13 protein-coding genes are annotated in these 15,063 nt (G+C 68.6%); 5 read left to right on the top strand and 8 right to left on the bottom strand.

Annotation, left to right across the window (positions count from 1 at the left end; genetic code table 11):
• Positions 1-366: 366 nt before the first annotated feature.
• A complete protein-coding gene (locus RF650_RS12725; RefSeq protein WP_368815103.1) occupies positions 367-645 on the top strand; it encodes a DUF1540 domain-containing protein in 279 nt (92 codons plus the stop codon).
• A gap of 161 nt (positions 646-806) precedes the next feature.
• Here RF650_RS12725 and RF650_RS12720 read toward each other — a convergent pair whose 3' ends face one another.
• On the bottom strand, positions 807-1,646 hold the full coding sequence (locus RF650_RS12720; protein ID WP_368815102.1) for a hypothetical protein: 840 nt from the start codon (positions 1,644-1,646) through the stop codon (positions 807-809).
• A gap of 194 nt (positions 1,647-1,840) precedes the next feature.
• Between RF650_RS12720 and RF650_RS12715 the strand changes: the two genes are divergently transcribed.
• Positions 1,841-3,163: a CapA family protein gene (locus tag RF650_RS12715; RefSeq protein ID WP_368815101.1), complete on the top strand. Its 1,323-nt coding sequence runs from the start codon at positions 1,841-1,843 to the stop codon at positions 3,161-3,163.
• Positions 3,164-3,250: 87 nt separating this feature from the next.
• On the opposite strand, the gene gatB is transcribed toward RF650_RS12715, so the two are convergent.
• The 3 genes from gatB to gatC are packed head-to-tail and all read right to left on the bottom strand — an operon-like array spanning position 3,251 to position 6,656.
• On the bottom strand, positions 3,251-4,756 hold the full coding sequence (gatB, locus tag RF650_RS12710; protein WP_085107147.1) for an Asp-tRNA(Asn)/Glu-tRNA(Gln) amidotransferase subunit GatB: 1,506 nt from the start codon (positions 4,754-4,756) through the stop codon (positions 3,251-3,253).
• Entirely contained in the window at positions 4,756-6,357 is a 1,602-nt protein-coding gene (gatA, locus tag RF650_RS12705) for an Asp-tRNA(Asn)/Glu-tRNA(Gln) amidotransferase subunit GatA (RefSeq protein WP_368815100.1), read from the bottom strand. Before gatA ends, gatB begins: the two co-directional genes overlap by 1 nt.
• Positions 6,358-6,359: 2 nt before the next feature.
• Positions 6,360-6,656, bottom strand: coding sequence for an Asp-tRNA(Asn)/Glu-tRNA(Gln) amidotransferase subunit GatC (gene gatC, locus RF650_RS12700; RefSeq protein WP_064846057.1), 297 nt, complete (start codon positions 6,654-6,656; stop codon positions 6,360-6,362).
• Between the two features lie 106 nt (positions 6,657-6,762).
• Here gatC and RF650_RS12695 point away from each other — a divergent pair, with 106 nt between their 5' ends.
• Together RF650_RS12695 and RF650_RS12690 are read left to right on the top strand one after the other, a co-directional pair.
• Positions 6,763-7,320 carry a hypothetical protein gene (locus tag RF650_RS12695; protein WP_242670629.1) on the top strand — a complete coding sequence of 186 codons (558 nt, stop codon included), beginning with the start codon at positions 6,763-6,765 and terminating at the stop codon, positions 7,318-7,320.
• A gap of 113 nt (positions 7,321-7,433) precedes the next feature.
• The gene (locus RF650_RS12690) at positions 7,434-8,585 is read left to right on the top strand and encodes a calcium:proton antiporter (protein WP_368815099.1); all 1,152 of its coding nucleotides are present in this window, start codon (positions 7,434-7,436) and stop codon (positions 8,583-8,585) included.
• Between the two features lie 64 nt (positions 8,586-8,649).
• On the opposite strand, the gene RF650_RS12685 is transcribed toward RF650_RS12690, so the two are convergent.
• Positions 8,650-9,348 carry a maleylpyruvate isomerase family mycothiol-dependent enzyme gene (locus tag RF650_RS12685; protein ID WP_313361874.1) on the bottom strand — a complete coding sequence of 233 codons (699 nt, stop codon included), beginning with the start codon at positions 9,346-9,348 and terminating at the stop codon, positions 8,650-8,652.
• 139 nt (positions 9,349-9,487) lie between these two features.
• A complete protein-coding gene (locus RF650_RS12680; protein ID WP_368815098.1) occupies positions 9,488-11,614 on the bottom strand; it encodes an ABC transporter ATP-binding protein in 2,127 nt (708 codons plus the stop codon).
• A 71-nt stretch (positions 11,615-11,685) separates the two neighbouring features.
• On the opposite strand from RF650_RS12680, the gene RF650_RS12675 reads away from it, so the two are divergent.
• A complete protein-coding gene (locus RF650_RS12675) occupies positions 11,686-12,312 on the top strand; it encodes a PH domain-containing protein (RefSeq protein WP_312793704.1) in 627 nt (208 codons plus the stop codon).
• Between the two features lie 5 nt (positions 12,313-12,317).
• On the opposite strand, the gene RF650_RS12670 is transcribed toward RF650_RS12675, so the two are convergent.
• Both RF650_RS12670 and RF650_RS12665 read right to left on the bottom strand, forming a co-directional pair.
• Positions 12,318-13,460, bottom strand: a complete 1,143-nt coding sequence (locus RF650_RS12670) for an ABC transporter permease (protein WP_239321392.1) — start codon at positions 13,458-13,460, stop codon at positions 12,318-12,320.
• Entirely contained in the window at positions 13,457-14,992 is a 1,536-nt protein-coding gene (locus tag RF650_RS12665; RefSeq protein WP_239321389.1) for an ABC transporter permease, read from the bottom strand. Before RF650_RS12665 ends, RF650_RS12670 begins: the two co-directional genes overlap by 4 nt.
• Between the last annotated feature and the right edge of the window lie 71 nt (positions 14,993-15,063).

Genomic DNA, 15,063 nt, shown 5'->3' with positions numbered 1-15,063 from the left:
TGACGGCACGGTCTCGACCACCAGGGTGAACGAGGAGCGGTGCCGCTCGATCGTGAGCACGTGGACATCGGGCAGGTCGAAGAGCGCGCACGCCGGCGCGCACATAGCATGGGACACATCGAGGCCTTCGAGGACGGTTGGATTCAGCACCCCCATCCTGGAGGCCTCGACCCCTACCCGACCCCCGTGACACGCACCCCGCTTGGGCCCTTACCCACACTCATTTGGGAAGGGCCACCTAACCCCAATTGGGTAACGACCTTTTACCATAAGGGTCAACTTACTGGCGCGCCCCGAAAAACACCCGTAGTGTCCAGATCAGTTCATCCGGCGATCAGAGCACCACCCAAATCACAGGAGAAGATCATGGCCACTCTCACCGCTGTTTCCGCTTGCACCGCCACCGGCTGCGCCTTCAACGACAACGGCTGCACCGCCCCCGCCATCACGGTGGGCGGCCAGGGCTCCGAGGCCTCGTGCACCACGTTCATCTCGCTCGACGCCCGCGGTGGCCTGCCCACCGCCAACGGCCAGGTGGGCGCGTGCCAGCGCCTCGAGTGCGTGCACAACAAGGAACTATTGTGCACCGCCTCGTCGATCGAGGTCACTGCGGACGCCAACTGCGCGAGCTACGAAGCCCGCTGATCGCGGAGCTCGCCGAGTAACAACTGCAGACATGAGAGGACCGCGAGTCATGCGACTCGCGGTCCTCTCATGTCTGCAACGATTGATCGAGCCCCGGCAGGTTCACACGACCGCCGGACAGCCTCGGGGTGTGACGCTGCCGCTGGGGTACCGGCGCGGCGTCACGCTGCGGCGGGGGTGCCCAGCAGGGATGCGAGGTTGTCGGCGAGGTCTTGCGCGGACGACGTCGGACGATGGAACGGGACGAAGTAGACGCTGGTAGCGGTCGAACCCTCGCGCAGAACCGTGACCCCGGTGAGATCCACGTCCACCACGAAATCCCGATTCCGGGTGTGAGCGCACCCGCCGCTCGAGGGCTTACGCGTCAGCAGGTGGGCGGGGATCCATCCGTTCTCCGCGGCATCGCACATCCCGGCCAGATCGATTGGATCCACGGACACCGCAGCGTCCAGGGCCACGGCTTCGGTGTTCACCGCGGCCATGGAATCCCCGAGCTCGCGGCCGAACGCCCGCACCTGGTCGACGCTCAGTGGCGTGGCACCCGAACCGTCATGAACCACGACCCGTGCCGTGGAGACGATCGCGAGTCGCCCGGAGGCGGTGTCGGCCACGGCCGCCACGAGCTCCGGCAACTCCCCCGTCATGAGGAGTTCGTCGGTCCCGCCCGGGGTCAGCCACTCAAGACCCGCCAGGAAGTGTGCACTGGCCGCCACGATGCGTACGGAGGGGTCCGGAGCGAACTTGGCGATGTCCACGCGCACGTCCACGGTCTGCCCCGCCGGGGTCAGCGCAGCGGTGTCGGGCTGGGGAGCAGCAGCCATGACCATCCGGCCGTCCGACATGAACCCGTGTGCCAAACACGGCAGTGTAGGTTGACCCTCGAGGCGGTAGGCGACCACGTTCGCTCGGCCCGCGCCCGCGAGCATGCGGTGCGCGAGCGACACCACGCGCTCCGACACGCCCACGTACCCGAGCTGTGCCCCGTTGTCGGTTCGACCCACGATCGTCCCCGCTTCCGTTGTGACCAATCCGACCGGGTCCGCCGAGAACATCCCGATCGCACCCGATTCGCGAAACTTAGGAAAGCCTAACCTCCCAAAAAGGTGGACGGAAGGGTTTGCGACGAATTTGGTCAGATTTTTATGATCTAAATGGAGGTGATTCAGATCACGGGCATGTGCGATAGCATCGCAGCATGCCTCCCCTGCCCCTCCGACCCCGTTCATCCCGCGCTGCCCGACGATCACGCTCGCCGCGGGTCGCCGGGGCCGCGGCGCTGACCGGGGTGGCGTTGCTGGTCTCCGGGTGCGGGGCCTCGGGCGGGGACGCCCAGAAGGACGCGGGGCAGAATCCCGGCGCAGCGACGTCATCCGCCACCAACCGGGCGACGAGCGAGACGGCCCGTGCGAGCGAGCCCGGTAAGGGCCCGGAGTGTCCCGAGGACGCGTGCTTCACCGTGGCGATGACCGGTGATCTCCTGCTGCACGAAGGCCTGTGGCGCAACTTCGCGGTGGACCCGGCCATGAACCAAAGCAGACACTTCGACTTCGACCCGCTGCTGGCCGGCCAGAAGCCGTACCTGGACCAGGCCGACGTGGCCATCTGCGAGATGGAGACCCCGGTGGCGCCCAAGGGTGGGCCCTACTCGGACTACCCGAGCTTCAGCGTGCCGCCGGAGATCACCGTGGCGGCCAAGAACACGGGTTACGACGCGTGCACGTCCGCGACCAATCACACCGTGGACCGCGGCACCGAGGGCGTGAACCGGACCTTGGCGACCCTCGACGACGCGAGCCTCAAGCACACCGGCTCGTACACTTCCGAGCGCGCATCCGAGGAGCCCATGCTGCTGGAGACCCCGGCCGGGACCGTGGCCGTGGTCACCGGGACCAACAGTCTCAACGGCCAACGGGCGGAGCACGACTGGCAGGTGGACCGGCTGCGGGACCCCGCCGAGGAGCCGCAGGCCGCGCGACAGGACATCGACCGCGCCGTGGCGCAGGCGAAGAAGGCGCGCCAGCAGGGCGCGGACGTGGTGATCGCGGCCATGCACTCGATCATCGAGTACCAGGACGACGCCGACGCCTACCAGAAAACCACGGCCCACTCGCTGATTGATTCCGGTGCGTTCGACGCCGTGTACGGTCACGGTTCGCACAGCGTGCAGCCCATCGAGCACTACAACGGCAAGTGGATCGTCTACGGACTGGGCAACACCGTCACGGAGACCTCCCCGGCGTACGAGAACAACAACCAGGGTCTGATCACGCGCTTCCAGTTCGCGCGCGGGGACGACGGCGGGTGGCGGGTCAGCGATCTGGCCTGGGCACCGAGCTCCAACACCCAGGACGGCCGGTTCCAGTGGTGCTCCACGGCCTCGGACCAGCCCAACGGCGTGTGCCGCTCCCCCCAGGAGGACCGGCAGATCCGCGAGCGCATCGCGGCGATCATCAATACAGACTCGGCGACGGCGAACGGGTTGCGGGAGTGGCGGGTCGCGGAGGAAACGGAAGACTGAGCGGCGGAACGTTCACGAGAGAAGGCCGGTTCCACGAGACCCGTGAAGGTCCCGGAACCGGCCTTCTCCGTGCTCGTGACGGGGGCGTCAGCCCTGCACGCCGAGCTTCCCCAGGATGATCTGGCGCACGCGTCCGGCGTCCGCCTGGCCGCGCGTGGCCTTCATGACCGGTCCGATCAGGGCGCCCACGGCCTGGACCTTGCCGCCCTTGATCTTCTCGACCACGTCCGGCATCTGGGCCATGGCGTCGTCCACGGCGGCGGTGAGGGCGCCGTCGTCGGAGACGACCGCGAGCCCGCGGGACTCCACGATCTCCGCCGGGGTGCCCTCACCCTCGACCACGAAACCGAGGACCTTCTTGGCCAGCTTGTCGTTGATCTTGCCGCCGTCGATCAGCCCGTTGAGTTCGACCACGTGGGCCGGGGTCACGGGCAGGTCCGCGATCTCGACCTCGCGCTGCTTGGCGAGGCGGGCGATCTCACCCATCCACCACTTGCGCGCCACGGCGGCGGAGGCGCCCGCGGCAATGGTCTGCTCGATCTCGTCCAGCACACCCGCGTTGACGACGTCGCGGAACTCCTCGTCCGTGTACCCCCAGTCCGCCTTCAGCCGCTTGCGGCGCTCGGCGGGGGGCTCGGGAAGGCTCGCGCGCAGTTCCTCGATCCAGTCCGCCGTGGTCACCACGGGCACCAGGTCCGGTTCGGGGAAATAGCGGTAGTCGTCCGCGTCCGACTTGGGCCGCCCCGCGGTCGTGGACCGGGTGTCCTCGTGCCAGAAGCGGGTCTCCTGCGTGACCTTCTCCCCCGCGGCGAGCACGGCGGCGTGGCGCTGGATCTCGTAGCGCACGGTGCGCTCCACGGCGCGCAGCGAGTTCACGTTCTTCGTCTCCGAGCGCGTGCCGAACTGCGTGGCGCCCTTGGGCATCAGAGACACGTTCGCGTCGCAGCGCACGTTGCCGCGCTCCATGCGGGCGTCCGAGATGCCGAGGTTCTTCACGATCTCGCGGATCGCGGCCACGTAGGCGCGGGCCAGTTCCGGCGCCCGCTCCCCCGCACCCACGATGGGCTTGGTCACGATCTCGATGAGCGGCACACCTGCGCGGTTGTAGTCCACCAGGGAGTACTGCGCGTTCTGGATCCGCCCGGCATCCCCGCCCATGTGGGTCAGCTTGCCGGCGTCCTCCTCCATGTGGGCGCGCTCGATCTCCACGCGGAACTCCGTGCCGTCCTCCAGCTCGAGGTCCAGGTGCCCGTCGAACGCGATGGGCTCGTCGAACTGCGAGGTCTGGAAGTTCTTGGGGGTGTCCGGGTAGAAGTAGTTCTTCCGTGCGAAGTGGCACTTCTGCGCGATCGAGCAGTTCAGCGCGAGACCGAGCTTGATCGCGGATTCCACTGCCTTGCCGTTGACCACCGGCAGCACGCCGGGCAGCCCCAGGGACACCGGGGTCACGTTGGTGTTGGGCTCGTCCCCAAAGGTGTTGGGGGCGGCATCGAACATCTTGGTCTTGGTGTTCAGCTCCACGTGCACCTCGAACCCCAGGACGGGGTCGAAGCGCTCGAGGGCTTCCTCGAAGGACAGCACGTCCTGGCTCATCACTTGCCTCCCTGCGCGGCAGTGGCCGCAAAGTCACGAACGGTGGCGGTCACGTCGGCGCGTTCCCGCCACAGCGGGCCGCCCCACTGCTCGGTGAGCAACCGCTCCAGACCGGCCCCGGCGCGGTACACGCGGGCGTCCTCGCGCGCCGGTGCCATGAACTGGATCCCCACGGGCAGCCCGTCCTCCGGTGCCAGGCCGCCCGGCAGGGAGATCCCGGGGATCCCCGCGAGGTTGGTGGGGATCGTGGCGATGTCGTTCAGGTACATCTGCATGGGATCCGCGGACTCGTCCACGCCCCCGATGTCGAACGCGGTGGTGGGCGCGGTGGGCGAGATCAGCACGTCCGCCTCCTCAAACGCCGCCGCGAAATCACGCTGTACGAGCGTGCGCACCTGCTGTGCGGAACCGTAGTACGCGTCGTAGTACCCCGCGGACAGCGCATACGTCCCCAGGATGATCCGACGCTTGACCTCGTCCCCGAAGCCTGCGGCGCGGGACGCGCTCATGACCTTCTCGATGGTGGGCGTGCCCTCGGGAGTGACGCGCAGACCGAAGCGCACGCCGTCGTACTTGGCCAGGTTGGAGGAGACCTCCGAGGACATGATCAGGTAATAGGCACCCAGCGCGTACTCGAAGTTGGGCGTCTGGACGTCCACGATCTCGGCGCCCGCGGCGCGCAGGAGTTCGAGGGACTCCTCGAAGCGCTGCTGCACACCGGCCTGGAAACCCTCGCCGCTCAGCTGCTGGACCACGCCCACGCGCAGCCCCTTGAGCCCACCCTCGGCCGCTCCCTCGCGCGCGGCGCGGGCGTAGGAGCCCACGGGATCCGTCAGCGAAGTGGAGTCGGCGGGATCGTGACCGCCCACGACCTCGTGCAACAGTGCGGCGTCGAGCACCGTGCGGGAGCACGGGCCCACCTGGTCGAGCGAGGACGCCATGGCAATCACGCCGTAACGGGACACCGAACCGTACGTGGGCTTGACGCCCACCGTGCCGGTCACGGCCGCGGGCTGGCGGATGGAGCCACCGGTGTCCGTGCCCAGGGCCAGGGGCGCCTGGAACGCGGAGACCGCGGCGGCGGAACCGCCACCGGAACCGCCCGGGATCTTGCGCAGGTCCCACGGGTTGCGCGTGGGACCGAACGCCGAGTGCTCGGTGGACGAACCCATGGCGAACTCGTCCAGGTTGGTCTTGCCCAGGATGGGCATGCGCGCCGCACGCAGCTTGCGGGTCACCGTGCCGTCGTACGGGCTCATCCAACCCTCGAGCATCCGGGACGCCGCCGTGGTGGGCTGGCCCTTGGTCACGATGAGGTCCTTGACCGCCACGGGCACACCCGCGAGCTCGGGCAACTGCTCGCCCTTGGCGCGTGCCTCGTCCACACCACGGGCCACATCCAGGGCCTCCTCGCGGTTGCGGTGCAGGAACGCGTTCAGCCCGTCGGTCCCGTGCGAGCGGTCCTGGGCGTCCAGCGGGGTGCCGTCCGTGGCCTCGATCTGCTCGAGGTGCGCGGTCACGGCGTCCACCGAGGAGACCTCACCGGAAGCCAGCTTGGCCGCGAGGTCCGCGGCGGACAGTTCTACGATGCGCTCGCTCATGCTCACTCCCCGTCCAGGATCGCCGGGACCCGGAACTTGCCGTCCTGGCTGTCCGGTGCGTTGCTCAGGGCTTCCTCCTGCGTGAGGGTCTCCCCCACCACGTCCTCGCGGAAGACGTTGTGCAACGGCAGGGGGTGGCTCGTGGCGGGGACGTCGTCCCCGGCGGCTTGGCTGACCGAGGCCACGGATTCGACGATGAGATCGAGTTCACCGGCCACGCGGGCCAGTTCCTCGTCCGACATCTCGATGCGCGCGAGTTCGGCCAGGTGCGCCACCTGCTCGCGATTGATCGCAGACATGCATGCTCCTGGTATTCGCTGATTGGTTCCGATCCAGTCTAGCGAGCGCCTACCCTGGACTCAGCACTCCCGTTCTCCCGCCGATCTCCCGAAGGGGTCCCACTTCGTGGCTCAGTCCTCCGCCCGTTCATCACGACGCCGCTCCACGCCTTCCAAGGGCACCTCCCGGATGACCCGGGCGGACGCCGCGCGCGCCCGCGTGGATCACGACAACGCGTGGCGCCAGTGGGTCTCGGACTCCGCCGTGGAGACCGTGGACACCGCACTGAGCCACGTCCAGGCGGTCGTGGAGGAACAGGTGCGCCAGTACGGAGCATTCCCGGCCTTCCTGGTCACCGGCGCCAAGGACGGAGAGTTCGAACTGGATTCGGTGGACCCGTCTCGTGTGAACGATCTGGCCCCCCAGGACGTGCTGGCCGAACTGCGGGACATCGCGCGAGAGAAGGCCTCCGGATTGCTCGTCGCCGCACTGGCCTACCCCGCCACCCTCCCGGACCGCTCCGGTGCCACCGCGGTGATCGTGGAGGTCGCCCACCGCGAACGGCTCAGCCTGGAAGTTATCCAGGAATACAATGTCGTGGAGGCCAAGGGCCGCACGTTCGTGAACTTTGGCGATCCGCACACGGATCGAGCGGATCCGTGGTTGTTCGCGGTGCGTGACTGAGACCCGGACATCGCCTCCTCCGACGGGACGACCCGTCAGCACACCGGATAGCTCGGGGACGACCCCGGCCGGACCGGGGCGCGCACAGTCCCGAGAATCGAGCTGACGCTTCCATGTCCCCCACGCGTCGTTCCATCCTGACTCCGGGAGCCCTGGCCCGCGTGATCGCGGGATGGGGATTCTTCGTACTGCTTCAACTCTCCGGCTCGCTGCTGGCCCCACCCGTGTCCTCCCCGCTGCTCGTGGGGGCGCTCGTGGTGATCGTGGGCGTGATCCTGTACGCGGCCACGGGCGTCGTGCAACAGGCCGAACACCTGGCCCACAGGCTCGGCGATCCGTACGGTTCGCTGGTGCTGACCCTGTCCATCGTCGTGATCGAGGTGGTGTTGATCTCCGCCGTCATGCTGGGCCCCGGTGAGCACGCCACGATCGCGCGGGACTCCGTGATGGCCGTGGCCATGATCATCCTCAACCTGGTAATCGGTCTGTGCCTGCTCGTGGGCGGCCTCAAGCACGGGGACATGGCCCACAATCGGACGGGAACCTCCAACTACCTGGCGCTGCTCGTGGTCCTGAGCGCCCTGGCCTTCGTGCTACCCGCGGTGCTCGGCACCGACGGCGCGTACCAGCCGTGGCAGGAGATCTCCATCGTCGCAGTCACCGTGGCGATCTACGCGTTCTTCCTGTACCGACAGGCGGGTGCGCAGGCCGTGGACTTCACCGAAGTGGACCCCCGGTTGCGCCCGGGTCCGGAGACCGCGGCCCGGGAGACGACGACGCATCCTTCCCTGCGCTCGGTCCTGGCCGAGCACCGCACCGAGATCCTCGCGCGCCTGGCATTGCTCGTGATCACCGTGGTGCCCATCGTGGTGCTGTCCCACGACATGGCCTCGCTGTTGGACGATGGGCTCGGCCGTGTGGGGGCACCGCCCGCGCTGGCCGGCGCGCTGATCGCGGCCATCGTGTTCCTGCCCGAATCCCTCACCGCGCTGCGCGCCGCGCTGGCCGGGGAGATCCAGCGCGTGAGCAACCTGTGCCACGGGGCGCTGGTGTCCACGGTGGGGTTGACCATCCCGGCGATACTCGTGATCGGGCTGCTCACCGATCAAACGGTCGTGCTCGCCGAGAGCCCCGCGAACCTGGTGCTGCTCGGGATCACGCTGGGACTCTCCCTCACCACGTTCGCATCCTCCAGGGTCACGTCGATCCACGGTGCGGCGCACCTGGTGATCTTCGCGGCCTACGGGATCACGGTGTTCTCCTGATGCGCAACGGACCCCGCTGGGAGGCCCAGCGGGGTCAGTCCGACAGCGGGTCAGCGAGCCGCGTTCACCACGCGGGGAGCTCGGGCAGGGCGCCCTCGGACTCCACGAACTCGTCGTCACCGCGGGCCAGCCACCGCAGCATGCCCTCGCGGTCGGAGGTGATGAGCTGACCGCCGTCGCCGATGATCCACTCGTCCCGCTCCTCGGTGCGCAGGGTCATCCCCGGGGCACCCTTGGCCCGCATGGTGCGCACCGCGGCCTCCACGGCGTTGAGCAGGGAGTCCGGGTCCGCTTCCGCCACGGTCCACGTGGTGTCCAGGTCGTGGTGGTGCACCACGACCTCCGCGATCCGCACCGCGGGCACGGACGTGGCCGGGACGGGCTTACCGTGCAGGTCGAGCTCTTCGGTGACGATGTCGCCCTTGAGACGCTCGCACTGCTCGGCGAAGAACTGCGCGTTCTGCTTGAAGGTCTCGATCAGCTCGTCCTTGGGCAGCGCGGCGAGCTCGTCGATCTCCTGCTCGCGCGCCTCGTGGGACTCGTAGGGCTGCTGCGGTTCACCCGTGGTGGCCCAGTCGATGAGCTTGACCAGGGCGCGGGCGTTGGAGGCCAGGTGCGCGATCACGTGCGCGCGGTCCCAACCCTCGCACAGGGTGGGGCCCACCATTTCTTCGTCCGAGAGGGACTCCACGGTCGCGAGGAACATGTCGGTCTCCCGCCTCAGACGGGAGAGGTCGGAGTTGAGGCGTGCCGGATTCATCATGGCTCCCACTGTAGTAATTCCCCGCGCGAGCCAGCACACGATGGCAGGGCCCAACACATACGCATATCGTCCGAGTCCCCCATGGGCGGAGCCCCGGGCTGCCGCGCGAACCGCGCTGCTCCCGGGGCTCCGATCATGCTCAGGACACCGTGTGGGCCAACTGCTGACGCAGTTCGCGGCGCGTGCGCTGGGCCTCGGGCGAGGGCACGGGCACCGCGGCGAGCAAGCGCTTGGTGTACTCCTGCTCGGGGTGGCGCAGCACCGCTTCGCGCGAGCCCTGTTCCACGATGTGCCCGTGCTGCATGACCACGATCCGGTTGGCGAGCCGGTCGATCACCGCGAGGTCGTGGGTCACGAACAAGCACGCGAAGCCCATCTCCGCTTGCAGCTGCTCGAACAATTCCAGGACCGTGGCCTGCACGGACACGTCCAGCGCGGACGTGGGTTCATCCGCCACGAGCAGTTTCGGCTTCAGGGACAGGGCCCGGGCGATGCCCACGCGCTGCTTCTGACCGCCCGAGAGCTCGTGCGGGTAACGGTTGCGGTAGTTGCGCGGCAACCGCACCTGGTCCAGGAGTTGCTCGATGCGCTGCTGCAGTTGCGCCCCTTTTGCCTCGCCGGCCAGGAACATGGGCTCACCGATCGACTCACCGATCGGCAGCCGCGGGTTCAGCGAGGACGCGGGGTCCTGGAAGACCATGCCCACGTCCTTGCGCACCGCGCTGAGCTTGGCGCGCGGGGCACCGTGCAGTTCCACGCCGTCCACCACAAGCGATCCCTCGACCACGGGCAGCAGTCCCACCGCGGCGCGGCCGATCGTGGTCTTGCCGGAACCGGATTCACCCACGAGACCCACGGTCTCCCCGGCTGCCACGGTGAGGCTGACGCCCTCGACCGCGCGGAACGCGGGGTTGCGGCCCTGCTTGGGGTACTCGATGGCCACGTCCTTCAACTGCAGCACCGGTTCCACGACCCGCTGGGCGAGCGTGTCCATGGACGCTGCCTTCGCCGTGCTGCGGTCCACCACCATGGGCATGACCACGGAACGCTCGAGCGCGGCGACCATGTCCACGGACTCGTCGTTCTCGTTGCCCTGGCCCAGGTGGGGCACGGCCTCGAGCAACGAGCGGGTGTAGGGGTGGCGCGGTGCGGTGAAGATCTGCTCCGCCGTGCCCTGTTCCACGATCACGCCCTTCTGCATGACCGCGATGTTGTCCGCGAGGTCCGCCACCACACCCATGTCGTGGGTGATCAGGATGACCGCCGAGTCCAGCTGGTCCTTGAGGTTGCGGATCAGGTCCAGGATCTCCGCCTGCACGGTCACGTCCAGGGCCGTGGTGGGCTCGTCCGCGATCAGCAGTTTGGGGTCGCACGAGAGGGACTGCGCGATCATCGCGCGCTGCCGCTGACCACCGGAGAGCTGGTGGGGGTAGGAACGGAACGCCTTCTCGGGGTCCGGCAGTTCCACCATGGTGAGCATCTGCCGGGCACGTTCGGCGGCCTCGGCGGGTGAGATGTCCCGGTGCAGGCGGATGGTCTCCACGATCTGCTGGCCCACCGTGTACACGGGGTTCAGCGCGGTCATGGGCTCCTGGAAGATCACGGCGATCTCCTCGCCACGCACGCGCCGCAGCGCGTTGCCGCGCAGCCCGATCAGTTCCTCCCCGGCCAGCACGGCCGAACCGCGCACGCGTGCGTTGGAGGGCAGCAGCCCCAGCATGGACATCGAGCTCGCGGACTTGCCCGAACCGGACTCGCCCACGATCGCGAGCACCTCCCCCGCTGCGACGTCGTAGTTCAGGTCGATCGCGGCCGGCACCCAGTCCCGGTCCACGCCGAAGTCCACGGACAGCCCGCGCACGCTCAGCACGGGTTCACCGCGGGCCACGGTCCTGCGGGCCGGGCCGCGCCGCACGGTGGGTTCGTTGCGCTGCGCCCGCCGACCACGCCGTTTCTGCGCGCCCTCGGCGGTGGCACCCGCCGCGGCACTGCCGTCGGCGGCTGCACCCGCGGCCGCGGTTCCGTCGGCGCGACCGGTGACCGCAGCGGCGTCGGCGGCCGTGGCACCGGACGATCCGGCAGCGCGAGCGTGAGCCGCGGAGGGGTTACCGGGGCCTTCGGTGGCCACCCGCCCGTCGCCGCTCGGCGTGCCGTCCCACGGGGCGTTGTGCTCGGCGGCCGTGGCCTCGTGCGACGACGCCGCGTTCGGGTCCTGCGCCGCGTCCTGGGGTCGCGGGGTGCCCTCGGGCTGGTTCGAGGTGCTCATCGTGTGTGCTCCATCGTGTCGAGAACTGGGCGCGCGGCCGCGGCACGCGCGCATTGCCTAGCATGGGGGTCATGACCCGAGAACCCGCCGGCGAGCCCGAAACCTACCGAGCGTCGTCGGCCCCGTGGCTCACGGGATTCCTGGTGGTCCTGGGTCTGGTGGTGTGCTTCGCGGGCTGGGGCCACACCGTGGCGCACCACGCGGGCGCCGTGTTCGGTGGTCTCGCCCTGGCGGCGCTCGGGTACGCGCTGTACTGGCGCCCCCGGCTCGAGGTGCACGCGGACGAGGTGCGCGTGGTGAACCCCCTGCGCACGGTGAGCATTCCGTGGAGCCGGATCGTGGACGTGCGCACCCGTTTCGCGGTGACCATCGCCACGGACCAGGGCGCCCACTCGTGTTTCGCCCTGCCCTCCGCCGGTGCGGGCGCCGCCCTGCGCTCCGGTGTGGACGCCGTGAACCGCAATCACCCGATCGCCCGACCGGGCGGCGCGGTGCGCGTGGGCGACCTGACCTCGACCGCTTCCGGCGCCGCCGCGCACCGCGTCCGCGACACGTGGCAACGCAAGATCGAGACCGGTGAGCTGGACGTCTTCGCCCGGGACGCCGCACCCGATCCGGTGCGGACCCGGTACGCGCCCGGCCCGCTCGCGGCGGTCGTGCTGCTGGCCGCCGCGAGCGCCGTGCTGTTCACCGTGTGAACTGATCATCGTCCGTCCCGGGCGGTGTCCCCGCGCGTCCCGGTCTCGGCCCCGGCGTTCACCGCGGGCTTCGTCCCCGGCTCGGATGCGGTGAGCGCGTCCGGGTACTGGTCCGTGCGCTCGCCGGTCTCGCGGGCGCGCTTGGGGTTGAACTTGCGCTGGCGCGGGTCGAATGCGTCACGCAGACCGTCACCGATGAAGTTGATGGTCAGCGCGATCGCCACGATGAACACACCCGGCCACCAGAACAACCACGGACGGGTCGCGAAGGCGGTCTGGTTCTCGCTGATCAACCGGCCCAGGGACCAGTCCGGGGCCTGGATACCCAGACCCAGGTAGGACAGCGCGGTCTCCAGCAGGATCGCCGAGGACATCAACAGCGTGATGTTCACGGTGATCACGCCCACGGTGTTGGGCAGGATGTGCTTGAAGATGATCCGCCCGCTCGAGGCACCGGCCAGTCGCGCGGCGTCCACGAACTCGCGCTCGCGCAGCGTGAGGAACTCACCGCGCACCAGGCGCGCGAGCGGCGGCCACGAGGCTAGACCGATCAGCAGACCCAGGGCGATCACCGTGGCGAACGTGGGCAGGTTGTGGGCGCGCACCCACGAGATGGCTAGGCGGCCCAACAGGGCTGCCAGGATCACCAGGGGGATGATGATGATCACGTCGGTCAGACGCATCAGCACGGCCTCGGTCCAGCCCCGGAAGTACCCGGAGAGGCCACCCACCACGGTGCCCACGAGGCCCGCGATAAGGCCCACCACGATCATGACCACCAGGGAGTACTGGGTGCCCTGCATGGCCATGGCGAACAGGTCACGGCCCAGGTTGTCCTGGCCGAACGGGTGCTCCCCGAGCGAGGGCGGGAGCAGGGACAGCGTGGGCCGGCCACCGTTGAGCACGGTTCCCGTGGCGTCCGGGTTCCACTTCCACCATCCCGGGATGGGACCGACACCCAGCGAGGTGACTGACAGCACCACGATGAACAACAGGACGATCAGGGACACGACGGCGCCCGTGTTGCCGAAGAACCGCTGGCGTACCAGCTGCCCCTGGCTCTTGCCGCGCACGTCCTCGGGCTTCTCGCCGGTCTGCGGGTTCTGTTCGACCTGCTGGGGGACGTCGATAGGTTGTGGCTGGCTCATGCTTTCACCCTCACGCGCGGGTCGAGTACGGAGTACACCAGGTCAGCGATCAGGTTGAAGACCATGGCGACAATGCCGGTGATCAGGAACACGCCCATCACCGGGTTGGGGTCTACGTTGCGCACCGATTGGATGAACAACTGCCCCATACCGGTGAACGCGAATACGGATTCCGTGATGATCGCGCCGCCGATCAGACCGCCGATGTCGTAGGCCACGAGCGTGGCCAGCGGGATCAGCGCGTTGCGGAACGCGTGACGCATGACCACGGTCCGCTCCGACAGGCCCTTGGCGCGCGCGGTGCGCACGTAGTCCTGGCCCATGATCTCCAGCATGGACGCGCGCGAGTACCGCGAGTAGGACGCGAGCGCCAGCAGGGTGATACAGATGGTGGGCAGCAAGAGGTGGGTGAACCGGTCCAGGCCGGTGATCCAGAAGTCACCCGACAGGCCCGGGGTGGAGGAGTTGGCCGTGGCGATGGGCCGGCCCCGGATGTGACCGGAGTTCACGTAGTCCGGCCACGACTGCATGAAGCGGTCCAGGATGATCAGCAGGGCCACGAAGAAGCCGGTGACCCCGCCCACGCGGGCACCCTGACCACGGTCGTAGCCTCCGGCGACGTAACCGGCTCCCACACCCACCAGGATCATCACGACGACCAACGCCAGTAGGGTCAGCAGCCCGCCCCCGACGAAGAGGGCCTGGACGGGGAAGTACAGCACGAGACCCACCACCACGGTGGCCAGCCCGGCGTACAGGGCCCGCTTGTTGCGTAGTCCCGCCATGAGCACGGTGGCGATCACGGCCATCAGAATGCCGGTCAGTGCGATCAGCGGGATGCCCAGGAAGGGGTGCGCGAGCCAGTTGGTCGCGAGCACGAAGTAGATGATCCCGAAGGTGACCACGAAGCCCAGGACACCCATGAGGATGCGGGTCCGCATGCGCCCGAACGAGACCAGGAACCAGATGAGCCCGGCCACCACGGAGATTGCGAGCAGCGCCCCGATGGACAGTGACGGGTTCTGCAGGAAGTCGTTGAACTGAATGGCCGCCACTTCCTTGAGCAGCACCGCGAGCCAGAAGCTCGGCAGCGAGAAGCACAGGAAGGTGAGGAACGTGATGCCGTAGTCCAGGCCCGAGTACTGCCGCAGTGCGGAGACGATACCCAGGGTGATACCCACGACGATGGCCAGGATGGTACCGATCGTGACCAGCATGATGGTCTGGCCCATGGCGAAGGAGAGTAGGCTCGTCACCTCCTGGCCCTCGCGGCTCACGCCCAGGGAGCAGGTGTCCGCGAAGGGCACGAGGCACCCGAGTGCCCCGCCGAGCCACGTGAAGTAGCGCAGCACGGGCGGTGTGTCCAGGTTGAGGGCCTCCACGCGGGCGGGGATCAGCTGTTGGGCGTTGGGGTTTCCGTACAGGTCCCACAGCGGGTCGCCGGAGGCCGCCGTCATGAGGTACACGAGGAACGATGCGCCCAGCAGGATGAGGACGGCGGTGATGAGCCGTCTGAGGATGTAAGAAATCATGATGCTGCCTCTGAACGAGTGGTGGTCACGACGCTGCGCGGACACGGCGTTCCGCGCCCGCGCAGCATCAT

Origin of the sequence: Kocuria sp. CPCC 205297 (genome assembly GCF_040981035.1) — a bacterium.
Classification (GTDB): domain Bacteria; phylum Actinomycetota; class Actinomycetes; order Actinomycetales; family Micrococcaceae; genus Kocuria; species Kocuria marina.
The sequence above is the reverse complement of the archived record's forward strand: the minus strand, read 5'-3'. Positions and strand labels throughout refer to the sequence as shown.

Coding starts and splice junctions, on each gene's coding strand:
- RF650_RS12725 (WP_368815103.1), top strand. CDS start 367: ATGGCCACTCTCACCGCTGTTTCCGCTTGCACCGCCACCGGCTGCGCC.
- RF650_RS12715 (WP_368815101.1), top strand. CDS start 1,841: ATGCCTCCCCTGCCCCTCCGACCCCGTTCATCCCGCGCTGCCCGACGA.
- gatB (WP_085107147.1), bottom strand. CDS start 4,756: ATGAGCCAGGACGTGCTGTCCTTCGAGGAAGCCCTCGAGCGCTTCGAC.
- gatA (WP_368815100.1), bottom strand. CDS start 6,357: ATGAGCGAGCGCATCGTAGAACTGTCCGCCGCGGACCTCGCGGCCAAG.
- gatC (WP_064846057.1), bottom strand. CDS start 6,656: ATGTCTGCGATCAATCGCGAGCAGGTGGCGCACCTGGCCGAACTCGCG.
- RF650_RS12690 (WP_368815099.1), top strand. CDS start 7,434: ATGTCCCCCACGCGTCGTTCCATCCTGACTCCGGGAGCCCTGGCCCGC.
- RF650_RS12685 (WP_313361874.1), bottom strand. CDS start 9,348: ATGATGAATCCGGCACGCCTCAACTCCGACCTCTCCCGTCTGAGGCGG.
- RF650_RS12680 (WP_368815098.1), bottom strand. CDS start 11,614: ATGAGCACCTCGAACCAGCCCGAGGGCACCCCGCGACCCCAGGACGCG.
- RF650_RS12675 (WP_312793704.1), top strand. CDS start 11,686: ATGACCCGAGAACCCGCCGGCGAGCCCGAAACCTACCGAGCGTCGTCG.
- RF650_RS12670 (WP_239321392.1), bottom strand. CDS start 13,460: ATGAGCCAGCCACAACCTATCGACGTCCCCCAGCAGGTCGAACAGAAC.
- RF650_RS12665 (WP_239321389.1), bottom strand. CDS start 14,992: ATGATTTCTTACATCCTCAGACGGCTCATCACCGCCGTCCTCATCCTG.